Source organism: Prodigiosinella aquatilis, from assembly GCA_030388725.1.
GTDB classification, from domain to species: domain Bacteria; phylum Pseudomonadota; class Gammaproteobacteria; order Enterobacterales; family Enterobacteriaceae; genus Prodigiosinella; species Prodigiosinella aquatilis.
The window spans coordinates 1,766,191-1,783,412 of the sequence record CP128857.1 but is presented as its reverse complement, the minus strand read 5'-3'; the positions used below and the strand labels follow the sequence as shown (position 1 = coordinate 1,783,412).

Annotated in this window: 13 protein-coding genes; 7 read left to right on the top strand and 6 right to left on the bottom strand. The window is 49.4% G+C overall.

What is annotated here, in order from left to right:
• Positions 1-13 precede the first annotated feature (13 nt).
• A complete protein-coding gene (bglX, locus tag PCO85_08285) occupies positions 14-2,323 on the bottom strand; it encodes a beta-glucosidase BglX (GenBank protein ID WJV55376.1) in 2,310 nt (769 codons plus the stop codon).
• A gap of 381 nt (positions 2,324-2,704) precedes the next feature.
• A complete protein-coding gene (locus tag PCO85_08280; protein WJV55375.1) occupies positions 2,705-4,045 on the bottom strand; it encodes an aspartate aminotransferase family protein in 1,341 nt (446 codons plus the stop codon).
• A gap of 484 nt (positions 4,046-4,529) precedes the next feature.
• On the opposite strand from PCO85_08280, the gene PCO85_08275 reads away from it, so the two are divergent.
• Both PCO85_08275 and PCO85_08270 read left to right on the top strand, forming a co-directional pair.
• Entirely contained in the window at positions 4,530-5,306 is a 777-nt protein-coding gene (locus PCO85_08275) for a DeoR/GlpR family DNA-binding transcription regulator (GenBank protein WJV55374.1), read from the top strand.
• Positions 5,307-5,418: 112 nt separating this feature from the next.
• Positions 5,419-6,105 (top strand): glutathione S-transferase family protein, encoded by a 687-nt coding sequence (locus tag PCO85_08270; protein WJV55373.1) that lies wholly within the window; start codon positions 5,419-5,421, stop codon positions 6,103-6,105.
• A 204-nt stretch (positions 6,106-6,309) separates the two neighbouring features.
• Here PCO85_08270 and pbpG read toward each other — a convergent pair whose 3' ends face one another.
• Positions 6,310-7,272, bottom strand: coding sequence for a D-alanyl-D-alanine endopeptidase (gene pbpG / locus PCO85_08265; GenBank protein WJV55372.1), 963 nt, complete (start codon positions 7,270-7,272; stop codon positions 6,310-6,312).
• A gap of 324 nt (positions 7,273-7,596) precedes the next feature.
• On the opposite strand from pbpG, the gene PCO85_08260 reads away from it, so the two are divergent.
• Complete coding sequence (locus PCO85_08260) at positions 7,597-8,277, top strand: epoxyqueuosine reductase QueH (protein ID WJV55371.1); 681 nt, start codon at positions 7,597-7,599, stop codon at positions 8,275-8,277.
• A gap of 89 nt (positions 8,278-8,366) precedes the next feature.
• Here PCO85_08260 and cyaB read toward each other — a convergent pair whose 3' ends face one another.
• Both cyaB and dusC read right to left on the bottom strand, forming a co-directional pair.
• On the bottom strand, positions 8,367-8,906 hold the full coding sequence (gene cyaB / locus PCO85_08255) for a class IV adenylate cyclase (GenBank protein ID WJV55370.1): 540 nt from the start codon (positions 8,904-8,906) through the stop codon (positions 8,367-8,369).
• Between the two features lie 700 nt (positions 8,907-9,606).
• On the bottom strand, positions 9,607-10,542 hold the full coding sequence (dusC, locus tag PCO85_08250; protein ID WJV55369.1) for a tRNA dihydrouridine(16) synthase DusC: 936 nt from the start codon (positions 10,540-10,542) through the stop codon (positions 9,607-9,609).
• 180 nt (positions 10,543-10,722) lie between these two features.
• On the opposite strand from dusC, the gene PCO85_08245 reads away from it, so the two are divergent.
• On the top strand, positions 10,723-11,208 hold the full coding sequence (locus PCO85_08245) for a DUF2127 domain-containing protein (GenBank protein WJV55368.1): 486 nt from the start codon (positions 10,723-10,725) through the stop codon (positions 11,206-11,208).
• 288 nt (positions 11,209-11,496) lie between these two features.
• Here the strand turns inward: PCO85_08245 and rhlE are convergent, their stop codons facing one another.
• Entirely contained in the window at positions 11,497-12,861 is a 1,365-nt protein-coding gene (gene rhlE, locus PCO85_08240; protein ID WJV55367.1) for an ATP-dependent RNA helicase RhlE, read from the bottom strand.
• Positions 12,862-13,333: 472 nt separating this feature from the next.
• On the opposite strand from rhlE, the gene hlyD reads away from it, so the two are divergent.
• The 3 genes from hlyD to PCO85_08225 are packed head-to-tail and all read left to right on the top strand — an operon-like array spanning position 13,334 to position 17,217.
• Positions 13,334-14,338: a secretion protein HlyD gene (gene hlyD / locus PCO85_08235; protein ID WJV55366.1), complete on the top strand. Its 1,005-nt coding sequence runs from the start codon at positions 13,334-13,336 to the stop codon at positions 14,336-14,338.
• On the top strand, positions 14,325-16,088 hold the full coding sequence (locus PCO85_08230) for an ATP-binding cassette domain-containing protein (GenBank protein WJV55365.1): 1,764 nt from the start codon (positions 14,325-14,327) through the stop codon (positions 16,086-16,088). The genes hlyD and PCO85_08230 overlap by 14 nt, the downstream gene beginning before the upstream one ends.
• Positions 16,045-17,217, top strand: a complete 1,173-nt coding sequence (locus PCO85_08225; protein WJV55364.1) for an ABC transporter permease — start codon at positions 16,045-16,047, stop codon at positions 17,215-17,217. Before PCO85_08230 ends, PCO85_08225 begins: the two co-directional genes overlap by 44 nt.
• The last annotated feature ends 5 nt before the right edge of the window (positions 17,218-17,222 follow it).

The window sequence follows — 17,222 nt, the reverse complement described above, 5'->3', positions numbered from 1 at the left end:
GCAAGGTAAGGTGTTAAAGCAAGGTAAAGTGCTGTGTTTTCACCCGTTCTGAATCCACGCCAATCATGACATCAAATCGGCCCGGCTCCACAACATGCTGCATTTTCTCGTTATAGAACATCAAGTCTTTAGGCGAGAGTGTAAAGCTGACCGTTCTTTCTTCTCCCGGTTGCAGCATCACTCGCTGAAATCCTTTCAGTTCTTTTACCGGACGACTAACCGAAGCCACTACATCATGTAAATACAGCTGGATAACGGTTTCTCCTGCGCGTTTACCGGTATTTTTCACTGTCACTGACGCAGTTAATGTTCCGTCACGTTTCATGATCGGGCTGGAAAGCCGGATCGCCGACACGTCAAACGTGGTGTAACTCAGGCCATAGCCAAATGGATAGAGCGGGCCATTGGCTTCATCATAGTAATGCGAGGTGTACTTACCCGGATTCTCCGGCGTATAAGGACGTCCGGTTGGCAGGTGATTATAGTAAATCGGAATCTGCCCTACGGAACGCGGAAAGGATATCGGCAGTCTGCCGGACGGGTTGTAGTCACCAAACAACACATCGGCAATCGCGTTCCCGCCTTCCGTCCCGCTGAACCAGGTTTCCAGCAATGCGTTTGCCTGCTGATTTTCCCGTACCAGTGCCAGAGGACGCCCATTCATCAGTACCAGCACCAGGGGTTTACCCGTCGCTTTCAACGCAGTGATTAATGCTTCCTGACTATCCGGGATAGTAATATTGGAACGGCTGGAGGCCTCATGCGCCATGCCTTGCGCCTCACCTACTACCGCGACCACGACATCAGACTGTCTGGCCACGTTCACCGCCTCGTCAATCATCACCTGGGGCGTGCGACGATCTACCGTCACCGCAGGTTCATACTGATTCAGGAAATCAATAATCCCTTTATGATTACTGATGTTGGCACCTTTGGCATACAAGATATGGGCCTTATCGCCTACGGCGTTTTTAATCCCCTGATATACCGTTACCGACTGTTGGGCAACGCCAGCTGCCGACCAACTGCCCATAATGTCGCGTTTACTGTCCGCCAACGGCCCTATCACCGCAATCGTACCGGTTTTTTTCAGTGGCAGAATATTAAGCCGGTTTTTCAGTAAAACCAGACTTTCGCGCGCCACTTTCCGTGCCGCCAGACGATGCAGACGGCTTTCCGCATTAGTATCCACCGGGTCGGAACCTACTGGCCCAAGGTGACGATATGGGTTCTGAAACAACCCCATATCGTATTTCATATTCAGCACTTTCCGACAGGCCGCCTCGACATCTTTTTCACTTACCGCACCGCTTTTTACCAGTCCCGGCAAGTAACGACCAAAATATTCATCGCTCATGCTCATATCAATACCGGACGTAATGGCAATACGCGAGGCATCGCGCGCATCCGCCGCCACCCCGTGTTTAATCAGTTCTTTGATGGCGCCATGATCGCTGATAGTGACGCCGTTAAAATGCCACTGATCGCGTAGTACATCTTTCATCAGCCAGCGATTAGAGGTAGCCGGTACGCCGTTGATGGAATTGAGTGCGATCATGACCCCGCCACTCCCCGCATCAATCGCAGCCTTATACGGCGGCATATAATCCTGGAACATGCGCTGCAAGCTCATGTCCACCGTGTTATAGTCGCGGCCACCTTCGACTGCACCATACAAGGCGTAATGTTTAACACTGGTCATCAGGGAGTGCCGGCCCGTAAGATCGTCGCCCTGAAAGGCTTTCACCATCACACGGGCAATTTCACTGGTCAGCCAGGTATCCTCGCCAAAGCCTTCGGATACTCTGCCCCAGCGTGGGTCACGGGTAATATCCACCATCGGCGCCCAGGTCATGTTCAGACCATCTTCAGTCGCCTCATAGGCTGCTGTACGCCCAGTCAGCGCGATAGCATCCATATCCCAGGAAGAGGCCAATCCCAGTGCGATAGGGAAAATGGTACGCTGACCATGTACCACGTCATAGGCAAAAAACAGTGGAATCTTCAGGCGACTGAGCTGCATAGCCTGATCCTGCATCTGTCGAATATCGTGGCGAGTGACAGTATTAAAGATACCACCCACTTGCCCGTGTCGAATCATTTCACGAATGGCTGCCTTCGGGTTGTCCGCTCCCACGCTGATTAACCGCAGCTGGCCGATTTTTTCTTCCAGCGTCATTCTTTTCAGCAGATCGGTTACAAAAGCATCACGTTGCTGATGCGAAGTTAACACCACCGTAGGTGGTGTTGTGACCAACGGTTGGGCAGCAACAGCATTACCGGCAAGCCCGATTACAATCGTCAGTGAAGTAAGCCATTTCATTATTTTTTCGTACTCAATCAATCCCTTGTTTCTGGCGATATCACCAAAACACGGCATAAAAGTTGGTGGGACAGGTCAGTTAATGTGCCATAACCCTGAAGTGGCAAGAAGAGTGTTCACCCTCCACATGCCATTGTTGTGATGTACCACAGAATACATCGCACATCATGATAATGATTTTCAGACAAGAAATTGACTTAAAAGTGAAAGAATTATGCGAGTTGCTGCACAAATGACCATGATCACCAGATGAAGTGACATCACGCCACATTACGATCAGGACATTATTAGAAGGGCGATAGCAGTATGACGTTGATGGTGGAGGCAAGCACCCGGCCTTGGCCGGCCGGGCACAGGAGAGTGGATAATCGGCAGAGCACACTATAATGCAGCAACAGTCAACGCTTTATCCAGCGAACCGACCAGCCAGTCGATATCTTGTTCCTGAAACGCCAACGGTGGGCGCAGCTTCAATACGTTACCATACGGTCCGGCAACTGATGTCAGCACATGATCGGTTCGCAAACGTTCAATCACATCCAGCGCCAACGCTTTGTTCGGTGTTTTTGCATCACGGTCGCTGACCAGCTCAAAACCGATGAACAACCCGGCGCCACGCACATCCCCGACACTGGAGTGCCGTTGTGCCAATAGAGCCAGTTCGCGACGTAGTTTTTCCCCGACGTTTTTGCTGTGCGCCTGCAATTTCTCTTCTCGTATAACCTGTAACACCGCCTGTGCGGCCGCAATCGACACCGGATTCCCCCCGAACGTATTGAAATAAGGAATCTCATCACTGAACGCCGCCAGTACGTCCGGTCTGGCCAACAGTGCTGAAACGGGAATACCGTTACCCATCGGTTTTCCCATGGTGATGATGTCCGGCACGATACCGTGGCGGGCAAAACCCCAGAAAGCGTCCCCGGTTCGGGCGAAACCGGGTTGCACTTCGTCAGCGATGAAAATACCGCCATTAGCGTGCACCACATCGACAGCCGGCTGCAAATAGCCAATTGGTGCTGGCAGTACGCCATCTGATGAAAAAATGGAATCGGCCAGAAAGCCGGCAAATTTAATACCGTGTGCCGCCATGTCATCAATCTGCTTTTGAATTTCGTTAGCAAACCAGATGCCAAGGTCAGGAGCATCGACCCGATAACGATCCGGGGCCGGAACCAGCCGGGTTGTTGCCGCCAACGGCTGACCGCTGCCCAACGCCGGTGAAGCACCTGATGTAAGCTCACTGGTCCCGTGGTAGGCTTCCTGACTGACAATGATTCCCGTACCACCGCTATAGGCGCGGGCAACACGAATAGCCAAGTCGTTGGCTTCCGACCCGGTACACATGTACATCGCTTTGGTGATTTCCGCTGGTACTGTCGTCAATAAATCCTCGGTGTAATCCAGGATACGTTCATGCAGATAACGGGTATGCGTATTGAGCTGGCTCATCTGTTGGTGCACTGCGGCGATAACGGCAGGATGGCAGTGTCCGATACTGGCCACGTTGTTATACACATCCAGATATTTATCGCCAGCAGCATCCCACAAATACTGCCCTTCTCCTCGCACCAGATGCACGGGGTTACGATAAAACAGGCGATAGGAGTCTCCCAACACCCGACTACGTTTATCAGTAAGTTTACGAACATCTTGACTCAACGCATCGGCATGTTCGGCTCGAAAGCTGTTGGTATCCATAATGGTTGAACGTGTTGCCATGATGACTCCTGTCTAGAAGATGAATAAAAAACCCAAGATGGGTTCTGCCAGCGGGTTATCGGTTATATGCCCGGGTGACAATACTGCCTATCACCATACAACAAAAACAATAAAATACACAAATACAAAAATAAGCACTAATAATCTGCAAAAAAAACCCACAAAAAAACTTATTTACACGCTGAAACCAAAATACTCATAGCACAATAAAAAATCTCAATTGATTGTTTTTTAACTTAAAAATAAATAAAATACTTACCTCGAAGCCCAAAATATCAGTGTCCTCACCAAGCGACATGCACAAAACTACACATTTGTGCAATAATTTATCCACCCATCATCGTTGAACTTGCCAGTATAATGACACTGGGACACCCAGGGTCATCGAGAAACAGAACACCAATAAACCTGTCCCTAACGAGGTTTGTTATCTGTTACACACGATCATACAAGCTTCGAATATTTCATTCCAAGAGCGAGACTCATGCTAGAAGAAACCCGTCTACACCGTATCCGCGCCCTGCTGTCCACGTTAAACCGGGTCAGTACGGAGCAAATTATTCAGCATCTTGGCGTTTCCAGAGAAACGGTACGACGGGATATTCTTAAACTGGAAGCCCAGGGCGGACTGCGGCGGGTTCATGGTGGTATCGTGGCTACAGGTAGCTCACCAGAACCCCCGCTTGCCATACGTAATGCTGTGCGCGCCAAAGAAAAACACGCCATTGCCCGCGCTGCGGTACAGCAATTGCAGGCTGGACAAACCCTCTTCATTGATGCAGGCAGTACGACATCGCTGCTGGCTGATGAACTACTGTCGATGCCCGGCATGACAATTATCACCAACAGTCTGAACATTGCGCTTACCTTAAGTGCGGTCGACTCAGACAAACTGTTGCGCCATGACGTTATTTTGCTCGGCGGGCATATGGGCCCGTCAATGCAGGCGACCAGTGGTGCACTGACCGTCAGTGAAATTCAGCGCTATCGCGCCGATGTCGCGTTACTGTCACCGGTCGGCATTGCCAGTCAGTCCGGTGCCAGCAGTTTTGCCCACCATGAGGCTGAGGTCGCAGGGGCGATGGCGCATCATGCCAAAACGCGGATTATTCTGGCCGATCACAGCAAGATTGGCGTTACCAGTCGTATTATTTACGCCTCTATAAGCGACATCGACATGATTATTAGCGATGAAGCCGCCACCGATAGCAGCGACTGGGAATTGCTACAGGTTGCCTGCGGACATGTCATCCTGGCGTGAACACTGTTATAAACGGATGGACGCTGACGTCGTGGTTATCCCCACGGTCGGGATGTCAGCTAACGTTTTTCGTGCTAAAGATAAGGTATGGATAACAAAAGGAGAATAAGAGATGTACCAGTTGTATATTGCAAACAAGAACTATTCATCATGGTCACTACGACCCTGGATCATGCTCAAAGCGTTGGAAGTTCCTTTTGAAGAAAAATTGGCTCCTTTTTCTCCCGGACTTACACAACCTGCCTTCAAAACCTTTTCACCCACCGGTAAAGTGCCTTGCTTAATTGATGGTGATACCACGGTGTGGGACTCACTGGCGATTATCGAATATCTGGCCGAACATCATCCTGGCGTCTGGCCGACTGACTCCGCGGCCCGTACCTGGGCACGTTGTGCAGCAGCAGAAATGCATTCCGGGTTTAATGCCATACGCAACCAGTGCTCTATGAGTTGCGGCGTGCGGATCAAGCTACATGACATCACGCCTGAACTGAAAAATGACCTGACACGCCTGAATACGCTGTGGAAAGAAGGGCTCTCCCGCTTTGGCGGTCCATTCCTGGCGGGCAAACAATTCAGTGCGGTCGATGCGTTTTTCGCGCCGGTGGTATTCCGCATCCAGACCTACAGTCTGCCACTGGAACCGGAGGTGGAAAATTACTACCGCCATATGCTGAGACATCCAGCCATGCGTATCTGGATGGAACAGGCATTGTCAGAGCCCTGGCGGGAAGCGACTCATGAGGAAGAAATCACCCGTTTTGGAGATATCACGCTAGATCTCAGGGTTTCGATATAACGCGGTGGGCGGGTGGCCAAATTGCCTCTTAAAAGCAAGCTCACACGATGGCGACATACCTCGTGGCATAAAGGGATGCAGAAGCCGTTGCTACAGCTCGGTGTGGAAAGGTAATCGGTGATACTGCGGGAGCCACATTTCTGTCAGACCTCCCGCGAATAATCCCAGCTTACACAAGCGTGGTATTTCTCTAATGCCTGCATTTTACTCTGTCGCTGTTAACGCCATGTCGGTTGTTTCTGCATTATGAGGCTCACGCAATGTTAGGGCTCTCTCCCTTTTATAACTCAGCGCGGCTGCCGGCACAGCGCTGATCTTCCCGGTTTCCAGCCAGTTACGCAGACGATTGGCATCCGCAAAATGCGTATATTTTCCATACGCATCCAGTACCACCAATGATACCGGACGATGGTTGATTACCGTACGCATTGCCAAACAATGACCTGCTTGATTGGTAAACCCGGTTTTCGTCAGCTGGATATTCCAGTCGGACCGATAAACCAGATGGTTGGTATTACGAAACGGCAAGGTATAGGTCGGATGAGAAAACGTCTCCATTTTTTCGTGAGTGGTACTCAGTTGACTCAGGAGCGGGTACTGCCGGGAGGCAATTAGCAGCTTGGTCAAATCCCGGGCAGTGGAAACGTTATTGATCGACAGCCCCGTCGGTTCTACATAATGCGTATGAGTCATTCCCAATGCTTTGGCTTTGGCATTCATTGCCGCAATAAAAGCCTGATAACCGCCACGATAGTGATATGCCAAACTGGCCGCCGCACGGTTTTCAGAAGACATCAGCGCCAACAGCAACATATCATGACGGCTGATTTCACTACCAAGACGCACACGGGAATACACGCCTTTCATCTCTTTCGTCTGGCTTATATTCACGGAAAGAAGCTCATCCAATGGCTGATTGGCATCCAGCACTACCAATGCCGTCATCAGTTTGGTGAGGGACGCAATGGGTACCACGACATCAGGATTACTGGAATACAGCACCTTGTTGTTACTCAAATCCACCACCATAGCACTGCCGGAGGCAATCTCCTGACGGGTAGCAGTATGCTGCACAATATGTTGCTTCGCCATCGCAGCCGGAAGCAGCAAAAATGGCGAAGAAAGAAGCAATAGTCCCACGCAGGGATATTTAAATTTTTTATTCATTATTCAACAACTTAAACAGTAAACTGTTAAATTAAAAAGGAGAGAACGCGGCATTATAATTGACCCCTTCCCTCGGTGCACTCGAAGTAACCATAAAGCTTTGTGACAAAGTTTGACTGACGCTGAAAAACTGATTACCCAACCATAAAAATCGGTCTGTCCCCGGTTACTCTCACCATCCCGGATCCGCTTTCCTGTTGTAGCACCGTAAGCTGCATTCCTGCATCGTTAACGCTATTGGGTGCACCGCATTGTAAACACATCAACTCTGGTTAATAATTTGTCGCAACAAAGCGAGTTTTTGCTTAACAATGGATAATGTTTATGCCCAATGAAAAAAACGCGTCAAACGTTCAACGACCGTTATTAACACTACCAGGCACAGCTGACAAATTACTGCTTCATTCCTGCTGTGCGCCTTGTTCAGGAGAAGTGATGGAAGCGCTGGCGGCTTCAGGCATTGATTACACCATTTTTTTCTATAACCCCAATATTCATCCACAACGAGAGTATCTGATTCGCAAAGAAGAAAATATCCGTTTTGCCAAAAAGTATAGCGTGCCTTTTGTCGATGCGGACTACGATACCGATAACTGGTTTGAGCGGGCGACAGGTATGGAGTGGGAACCGGAACGGGGAATCCGCTGTACCATGTGTTTTGATATGCGTCTTGAGCGTACCGCGCTTTACGCACATGAACATGGTTTTAGCGCTATCGCCAGCTCATTGGGAATTTCGCGCTGGAAAAACATGCAACAGATCAACACCTGCGGGATGAACGCCACCCGAAAATACCCAGGGATGATGTATTGGGATTATAACTGGCGTAAACAAGGTGGTTCAACCCGGATGATTGAAATTAGTAAACGAGAGCAATTTTATCAGCAAGAATATTGTGGTTGTATTTATTCATTACGCGACACAAATAAGCATCGAAAATCTCAGGGCCGGGATATTATTCGCATTGGGGAACGGTATTATGGTGATGATTCAACATCATCCTGATAAAAATAATACCAAAAGAACAAACGTCGTTTGATGCTAAAACAAGACCGTCTGTTCTATACAGAACAGCCTTGTTTTATATCGCAAAATCAATAACCAAGCAATTGTCGATAAGACCGATGCTCCATATTATCCAGCAATAAACCCAACCGTAATGCGCAGTCTTGGCATTTTTCTCCAAGAACATCCAATTCAGAATCATCTTCGGCCATACACGATATTTTCACATAGTGACCCAGTGGTTCTATATAATCTATTGTAATATTGAATGTATCCAGGAAATAAATACTACGGGTTTTATTGAGCTCAAAAATCGGTTTGTAACCTAACGTTCTCAGGATACTGTCAGTTATTTCAAAAGACTCGACATTAACTGCTTCGCTCAACCCGGTACGTGGCCCCTTGACAATCCATAGCTTAATTCCCGATGGTGCCATACGACGCAGGACCATACTGATATTTTGCTGCTGAAGTTTATTTTCTTCAGAATCATAATAAATATCATACTCTTTATTTTCAAAAACATAAGATTCAGGGTGTTGGCTAAATAAACTCTCACGAAAAGCCCCAATTTCCTGAATGCGAAACTTCACGTCAACTTCATATTTCCCTCTGTAATACTCAGTCACTTTCACTCTCCACTATGAACTATCGATCTGATACTACAAACCACCAGGGAAAAGGATCGAACGGTCATTTTTAATGTGCCAACTAAAACAGGAATAATAATATATTTTTCCAGCCACACCGGGAATATATTATCACAGATAATAATTCTTATTTAACCTGATAAAATAAAAACTCTATCATAACAGTATATTGGTACACACCTTAATGTATTTACTTGTTGGTTACTATCAGACAACTTACTGATAGCGCTATAAAATCAAGTAGTAATCTTATACCTTAAGTAAGAGGTAGTGTTTACTCAATAATTTTATTTAATAAAAAATTCATTCCCCCTCCACTAATGTGCAAACGAATGTACCCAATAAATTTCGAGTGGCGGGAGAGCAACAAACAAAAAATCCTGATGCGCTTACTCAGGTAAAGGTTGTCTCGTTCTACCCGTGTTTTGTCCATACGCTATGGATAAATGAACAGTAAAGCTCAGTGCTCTTGTCTACTCCTCAGAAAGGCATATCAACGAAAACGCCCACTCGCTAACTATGTATAGATATGAAAGAGTGATAATACAATCTCTCCGACATTAATTTGTAAACTCAGTGCAAATAGCTGTGTAAATTTTCATTTCAACGGCGATCTGGGTTTCTACCATGTTACTTACCTCATCCGGAAAATGTTGAAAATAGGCAAAACTCCACCACTTCAACAAGCAACATTAATAGCCTGCGCAATGGCCTCAGAGCGGTTCAATGACCGAATTTCACTAAACAACCCAGTCGCTTCTACATATTCTTGACGTAAATATCCCAGCCACTGTTTGATGCGGGCGACGTGATACATGCCGGTATCCCCTTGTTTCTCCAGCCGAACGTATTTTTGTAGTAGCGCCAACACCTGTGACCATGGCATCCGAGGTTCATTATATTTAATCACCCGACCAAGATTGGGCACATTCAATGCGCCACGACCAATCATCACCGCATCACAACCGGTTACCGCCATACACGCCTGTGCACTTTCCCAATCCCGAATGTCACCATTAGCGATCACCGGAATGCGCAGGCGCTGGCGAATTTCACCGATTGCCTGCCAATTGATGCGATCAGAACGGTAGCCATCTTCTTTGGTGCGACCATGAACCGCCAGCTCACTGGCTCCCGCTTGCTGTACCGCGTCAGCAATCTCAAACCGTGCGTCACCGCTATCCCACCCTAACCGGACTTTCACTGTGACCGGCAAATGTTCAGGTACCGCGTCACGCATGGCTTTGGCGGCTTGATAAATCAGCTCGGGATCCTTTAGCAACGTTGCTCCACCGCCACTACCGTTCACCAATTTTGACGGACAGCCGCAGTTGAGATCAACACCCCAGGATCCTAACTCTACTGCCCGGGCAGCGTTCTCTGCCAACCACTGCGGATATTGTCCTAGCAGTTGTACCCGGACGGGTATCCCAGAAGGCGTCTGGCTGGCGTGTTGTAGTTCCGGGCAAATACGATAGAACGACTTTACTGGCAAGCGTTGGTCCACCACCCGCAAAAATTCGGTGATGCACAGATCATAGTCATTCACTTCGGTAAGCAATTCCCGTACCAGGGAATCTAGCACACCTTCCATCGGAGCCAGTAAAACGCGCATAATTCAACTCAATCAATAACGGCAGGCAATGGTACTGTTGGTAGGCAAAACAACGCAATGGAAATAATGAGACAGGCACTTATCGGTTAAATGATATTATTACCCTACTGTCTAACCGATTGGCGACTTTGTACGATAATTATGCCATAAAATACGCCAGTAAAAGCGAAAGGAGATAACTTGATTAGCAGAAAAAGTATTCACGTGGCTTTTGAGATAAGTTTACTTTTCAAGGCGGTGCTTGCTGTCTCTGAAATTGCCGCTGGTATTTTCACTTACTTTGTGTCAAAGCAATATATTCTCAATCTGGTGGAATCCATTACACACATCGAACTAACCGAAGATCCCCATGATGTTATAGCCACCTATTTGATGCATACCGCACATGGCCTATCCGTAACCAGTCAGATGTTCACTGCATTTTATCTATTAAGTCATGGAGTGATTAAACTGTGGCTCATCGGCGGGCTTTGGCGAAAAAAAATGAATTATTACCCGATTGCCATCGCCATATTCTGCATTCTCATTATTTATCAACTCTATCGATACAGTTTTACCCACTCGTGGCTATTACTGTTAATCAGTCTACTGGATGTTGTGGTTATTGGCTTGACATGGTTTGAGTACCAGAATTTACGCTATTTATCGCCTGAAGAACAAAGATAATATATTGGGTAATTACGCTGACACACTACAGGAAAAACAGTTCAAATCTGTAGACCGATTACCCAGACACGTTGTTCAGACAAGCGATCCCATATTCAGTTTGATGACAACGTCTATATAGCGGCGATAATGAGAAGATCGTAAAGACGCTGCAAGGACCTCCTTGTAAGCTCAAGCCGCGCCATCCCTGGCGCAGATGCTTTAGTCTTTTCCCTCATTATCACCGTTCTGACGCTACACGTAGGTTTGTCAATGGTCTGAAGGGAGCCAATTGACGCCTATATGCTGCTAAGCTTTTGCTGAAGATTTCTGTTGCGGACGCGGTGAACGACGCGGTTGTCCATCCTGCTGGCGCTGACCGGCTCCTGCTGGTCGAGACGTCGCGGGTTTACGCGCCGAACGGGAATAATCGCCCTGCCCGCGCGGTCCCTGGCGATCACCCTGGCTACGCGGTGCGCTGGCACGACTATCACGACCACCTTGACGGCCATTCTGGATCGGGTCGGCTTTAATCGTCGGGTCCGGTTCATAACCGTCAATCGCTATACGGGGAATTTCACGATTCAACAGACGCTCAATATCCCGTAGCAACTTGTGCTCATCCACACACACCAGTGACAGTGCCTCACCAGTGGCTTCCGCCCGCCCGGTACGACCAATACGATGGACATAATCTTCCGGCACATTCGGTAACTCATAGTTCACCACATGGGGTAACTGGTCGATGTCCAGCCCACGAGCGGCAATATCCGTAGCAACCAGTACGCGGATGCCACCATCTTTGAAATTTGCCAACGCCCGGGTACGAGCGCCCTGACTTTTATTACCGTGAATGGCCGTGGCGGTAATACCATCTTTATTCAACAACTCGGCCAAATGGTTAGCACCGTGTTTGGTACGGGTAAAAACCAGTACCTGCTGCCAGTTGTGTTTGCCAATCAAATAGGAAAGCAATTCCCGTTTGCGTTTCTTATCAACAAAATGCACATGCTGCGCCACCAGTTCAGACGGCGTATTGCGACGCGCCACTTCCACTGATGCCGGGTTCGTTAACCATTTACTGGCCAGTGTTCTTATTTCATTCGAGAACGTTGCAGAAAACAGCAGGTTCTGACGTTTGGCCGGCAATTTTGCCAGTACACGGCGTATATCGTGAATAAAGCCCATATCCAGCATCCGGTCGGCTTCATCCAACACCAGGATTTCCACCTGTGACAAATCAACCGCGTTCTGGTGCTCCAGATCCAGCAATCGTCCCGGCGTGGCGATCAGAATATCGACGCCGCCGCGCAGCTTCATCATCTGTGGATTAATGCTGACACCGCCGAAAACCACCAGTGAACGAAGATGTAGATATTTGCTATACGCCAGAACGTTTTCACCGATCTGTGCTGCCAGTTCACGGGTTGGAGTCAGGATCAGCGCCCGTACCGGACGACGCCCTTTGGGAGCGGGTTTAGTGCTGAGTAATTGCAACAAGGGCAGCGTAAAACCTGCGGTTTTACCCGTGCCGGTCTGTGCGCTGGCCATCAGGTCACGGCCTGCCAGCACAATCGGGATTGCCTGACGCTGTATCGGTGTCGGTTCGCGGTAACCCTGCTCTTCCACAGCACGCAAAATATCAGCGCTCAGGCTGAGAGATTCAAAAGACATAAAGAGAACAACTCCAGATCAACCCTGACCGAGCACAAGCCGGTGTAGTTTCCAGGGTGATATCAAGACGGGGTTAGCGCGGCATGTCATTCCAGCACGCATGCGCGATAATCTCGGTGAATGGGCACAAACTACGGTGCATAACTGCGGGCGATTGTAACAGAAAACCGCCGGTTTCAAGAATTTTTCTACGTAAATCACATTTTCTTTACTCAACCAACCCACAACTACCCATCACGATCTGATTAATATCAATCCATTGGCATAACTTTTACGCGATAGTGACCACCAAATTCTGATAAAGGCGTATACACTAAAAGTATTACCGCTGACAGGTAAACGCTGGCTACCTGTGCCATAGTCACCCGTCGTTACTCTCCGATGCAGCCTGATAGCGGCCGATTCTGATTAACAGACTAATCCTTAACAATGGATTGAATTATCAAGGTTATAACGAGGTACCGGGAGAACCATGAACAAAAAAACAGGGATAATGGTAATTATTGGTCTGGTGTTGATCGTCGCCGTTACTTATGGCGTAACCCTCTATCGCCAGCATCAGGAGCAGCCGCTTACGCTCTATGGCAACGTGGACATTCGCACTGTCAATCTGGGATTCCGGGTCGACGGACGGCTGGCAGATCTGAAAGTCGATGAAGGCGACACCATCCAACCAGGACAACTGCTGGCGCAACTGGACAGCGCTCCCTACCAGAATGCATTGCATCAGGCCGAAGCGGATGTGGCTAATGCCCGGGCACAACTGGCGTTATTGCAAGAGGGGTATCGCAGCGAAGAAATAGCGCAGGTGCGTTCTCAAGCCGCTCAGACAAAAGCAGCTTATGACTATGCCAACAGTTTCTATCAGCGCCAGCTCGAACTATGGAAAAAGCACACTATTTCCGCCGATACGCTGGAAGACGCCAGAGCCTCGAAGAATCAGAACCTGGCTAATCTGCAAGCAGCGTTAGAAAAGCTGAGCCAGTATGAACGGGGTAACCGACCTCAGGAAATAACAGCGTCCGAAGCCTCGCTGGCGCAAGCCGAAGCCGTTCAGGCACAGGCAATACTGAATTTACAGGATACAAATCTGCATTCGCCTTCCGCCGGGGTCATCCTTACCCGCGCCGCCGAAGCGGGCAGTATGCTCAGCTCAGGCAGCACTGTCTTTACACTGTCGCTGACACGACCGGTCTGGATCCGCGCTTACGTCAGTGAAGTCAATCTCGGCCGTACGGTGCCGGGTCGCGAGGTACTGATTTATACCGACGGCCGGCCAGACAAGCCCTATCACGGTAAAGTTGGGTTCGTTTCTCCCAGTGCCGAATTCACGCCAAAGAATGTTGAGACAGAAGATCTGCGCACTGCACTGGTATACCGCTTGCGTATCATCGTGAACGATGCGGACAACGGCTTACGCCAGGGAATGCCGGTAACATTACGTTTTGCACAGGATAGTCAGCATGCCGGAAAATAATTCCACGCGAATCATTTTTGAGGCGCTGGAAAAAAGCTTTCCCGGACAAGAAAAACCGGCATTGGCCCGTCTGACAGCAGAGATCGATAGCGGTGCAGTAACCGGTCTGGTGGGGCCGGATGGTGCCGGAAAAACGACACTGTTGCGCATGTTGGCCGGACTACTAACCCCCAGTTCGGGCACTATGCGGGTCATGGAACTGGATCCGGTGGCAGACGATCGTCAGCTACGCGCCATTTTAGGTTATATGCCGCAAAAATTCGGGTTATATGAAGATTTGACGGTAATAGAAAACCTGACGCTCTATGCCGATTTGCGTGGCATCACTGGTGAGAAGCGGCGTACGACATTTGAACAATTGTTGGCCTTTACCGATCTCACTCACTTTACTAAACGGCTGGCGGGCAAACTCTCTGGTGGCATGAAACAGAAACTGGGGCTGGCCTGTACGCTGTTGGGTCAACCCAATGTGCTACTCCTGGATGAACCCGGTGTGGGTGTCGACCCTATCTCCCGACGTGAGTTGTGGCGGATGGTGCATGAACTCGCTGACGACGGTATGTTGATTTTATGGAGCACCTCATATCTGGATGAAGCCGAACAGTGCCGCGATATTCTGCTGCTTAATGAAGGTGAACTCTTATATCGTGGCCCACCGCAGGATCTCACCCAAAAAATGTCCGGTCGCAGTATATTGGTCAATAGTATGACCGGCAGCCATCGGCAGTTACTGCAAAAGGCACTGTGTCAGCCACAGGTCAGTGACGGGGTGATCCAGGGACGCTCTGTCCGGTTGATCCTGAAACCAGACGCCGATCGGGAAGCACTGTTTCAGGCACTGGCGTTATCGCCAGACTGTGTAGAGAACACAGAACCTCGTTTTGAAGATGCGTTTATCGACCTATTGGGCGGTGGCCCGGCTGAAACGTCGTCATTGGCAAAAATCATGCCACAGATTGAGATTCACGCAGACGAAACGGTGATTGAAGCTCAACAACTAACAAAAAAATTTGGTGACTTTACCGCCACCGATCATGTGAACTTTAGCGTAAAACGCGGAGAAATATTCGGCCTGCTTGGCCCTAATGGCGCGGGAAAATCTACCACATTCAAAATGATGTGCGGACTCCTGGTACCCACGTCGGGTAAAGCCCTGGTGCTGGATATGGACCTGAAAACCGGTTCTGGAAAGGTGCGTCAGCATCTGGGTTATATGGCGCAAAAATTCTCGTTATACGGCAACCTGACGGTGGAACAGAATCTGCGATTTTTTTCCGGTGTCTATGGCCTGCGCGGCACGCGGCAACAGGAAAAAATGGCGGAAATGACCGAAGCCTTCAATTTCCGGCCCATTTACCACCAGACTCCCGACTCATTGCCGCTGGGTTTCAAACAACGGCTGGCGTTAGCCTGCGCCCTGATGCATGAACCCGACATTCTGTTTCTGGATGAACCGACATCCGGTGTCGACCCGATCACCCGCCGGGAGTTCTGGCTGCATATTAACGGTATGGTGGATAAAGGTGTCACGGTGATGGTAACCACCCATTTTATGGATGAGGCTGAATATTGTGATCGTATCGGACTGATTTACCACGGAAAACTGATTGCCAACGGCACACCGGACGACCTCAAACAGCAGGTCGCCAGTGATACGCTTTCCGATCCCACAATGGAGCAGGCGTTTATCGCGCTGGTACAGGAATATGATGAGGAATCTGAGGAATCGCCCCATGTTTCAACCCCATGATGACACCCGTTTTTCCTGGCGTCGCCTGCGGGCACTGTGTCTGAAGGAAACCCGCCAGATTCTGCGCGATCCCAGCAGTGGATTGATCGCCTTTGTGATTCCGCTAATGCTGCTATTTATTTTCGGCTATGGCATCAATCTTGATTCCAGCAGTCTGCATGTCGGCATTTTGGTGGAACAACAAAGTGACGATGCCCACAGCCTGGTTCGTGCCTTTGCCGGATCGCCATATCTGGAACCCACTATCAGCGATAATCGACCCTATCTGATCTCTCTTATGCAGGCAGGCCGTATCCGCGGATTGATCGTCATTCCCAGCGACTTTGCCGAACAGATGGCCCGGCCTAGGGTTAGTGCGCCGATACAAGTGATCACGGATGGCAGCGAGCCCAACACCGCCAATTTCGTACAAGGCTATGCCGAAGGGGTGTGGCAAATCTGGCAGCAACAACGCGCCAGTGACCGGGGACAGGAATTCGAATTGCCGATTGAGGTACAGACACGCTACTGGTTTAACCCAGCCGCCATCAGCAAACACTTTATTATCCCCGGTGCCATTACCATCATCATGACGGTGATCGGCGCCATTCTGACGTCTTTGGTGATTGCCCGTGAATGGGAGCGCGGCACCATGGAAGCCTTGCTGTCGACTCAGGTAACACGTGCCGAACTTCTGCTAAGCAAACTGTTGCCGTACTATGTTCTTGGTATGGCCGTCATGGTGCTGTGCATGGTGGTATCCGTGTTCGTGCTAGGCGTACCGTACCGGGGATCTTTGTGGCTGCTGTTCGTCATCAGCAGTCTGTTTCTGGCCTGTACTTTGGGGATGGGACTGCTGATTTCCACCCTCACCCGCAACCAGTTCAATGCCGCGATGGTGGCGCTGAATGCCGCCTTTTTACCGGCCGTGATGCTCTCAGGATTTGTGTTTGTAATCGACAGTATGCCCGGACTGGTACGAGCCGTGTCCTATCTCATACCGGCCCGCTATTTTGTCAGTACGCTGCAAACCCTGTTTCTGGCAGGCAATATCGGCAGCATACTGGTCGTCAACCTGCTATTTCTGATTGCTTCCGCCGTCATTTTTATTGGTCTGACCGCCTGGCAAACCCGGCGCAGGCTGGATTAGGGATC

Bases quoted from the DNA above. Each gene is read 5' to 3' on its own strand.
- bglX (WJV55376.1), bottom strand. From the start codon at position 2,323: ATGAAATGGCTTACTTCACTGACGATTGTAATCGGGCTTGCCGGTAAT.
- PCO85_08280 (WJV55375.1), bottom strand. From the start codon at position 4,045: ATGGCAACACGTTCAACCATTATGGATACCAACAGCTTTCGAGCCGAA.
- PCO85_08275 (WJV55374.1), top strand. From the start codon at position 4,530: ATGCTAGAAGAAACCCGTCTACACCGTATCCGCGCCCTGCTGTCCACG.
- PCO85_08270 (WJV55373.1), top strand. From the start codon at position 5,419: ATGTACCAGTTGTATATTGCAAACAAGAACTATTCATCATGGTCACTA.
- pbpG (WJV55372.1), bottom strand. From the start codon at position 7,272: ATGAATAAAAAATTTAAATATCCCTGCGTGGGACTATTGCTTCTTTCT.
- PCO85_08260 (WJV55371.1), top strand. From the start codon at position 7,597: ATGCCCAATGAAAAAAACGCGTCAAACGTTCAACGACCGTTATTAACA.
- dusC (WJV55369.1), bottom strand. From the start codon at position 10,542: ATGCGCGTTTTACTGGCTCCGATGGAAGGTGTGCTAGATTCCCTGGTA.
- rhlE (WJV55367.1), bottom strand. From the start codon at position 12,861: ATGTCTTTTGAATCTCTCAGCCTGAGCGCTGATATTTTGCGTGCTGTG.
- hlyD (WJV55366.1), top strand. From the start codon at position 13,334: ATGAACAAAAAAACAGGGATAATGGTAATTATTGGTCTGGTGTTGATC.
- PCO85_08230 (WJV55365.1), top strand. From the start codon at position 14,325: ATGCCGGAAAATAATTCCACGCGAATCATTTTTGAGGCGCTGGAAAAA.
- PCO85_08225 (WJV55364.1), top strand. From the start codon at position 16,045: ATGATGAGGAATCTGAGGAATCGCCCCATGTTTCAACCCCATGATGAC.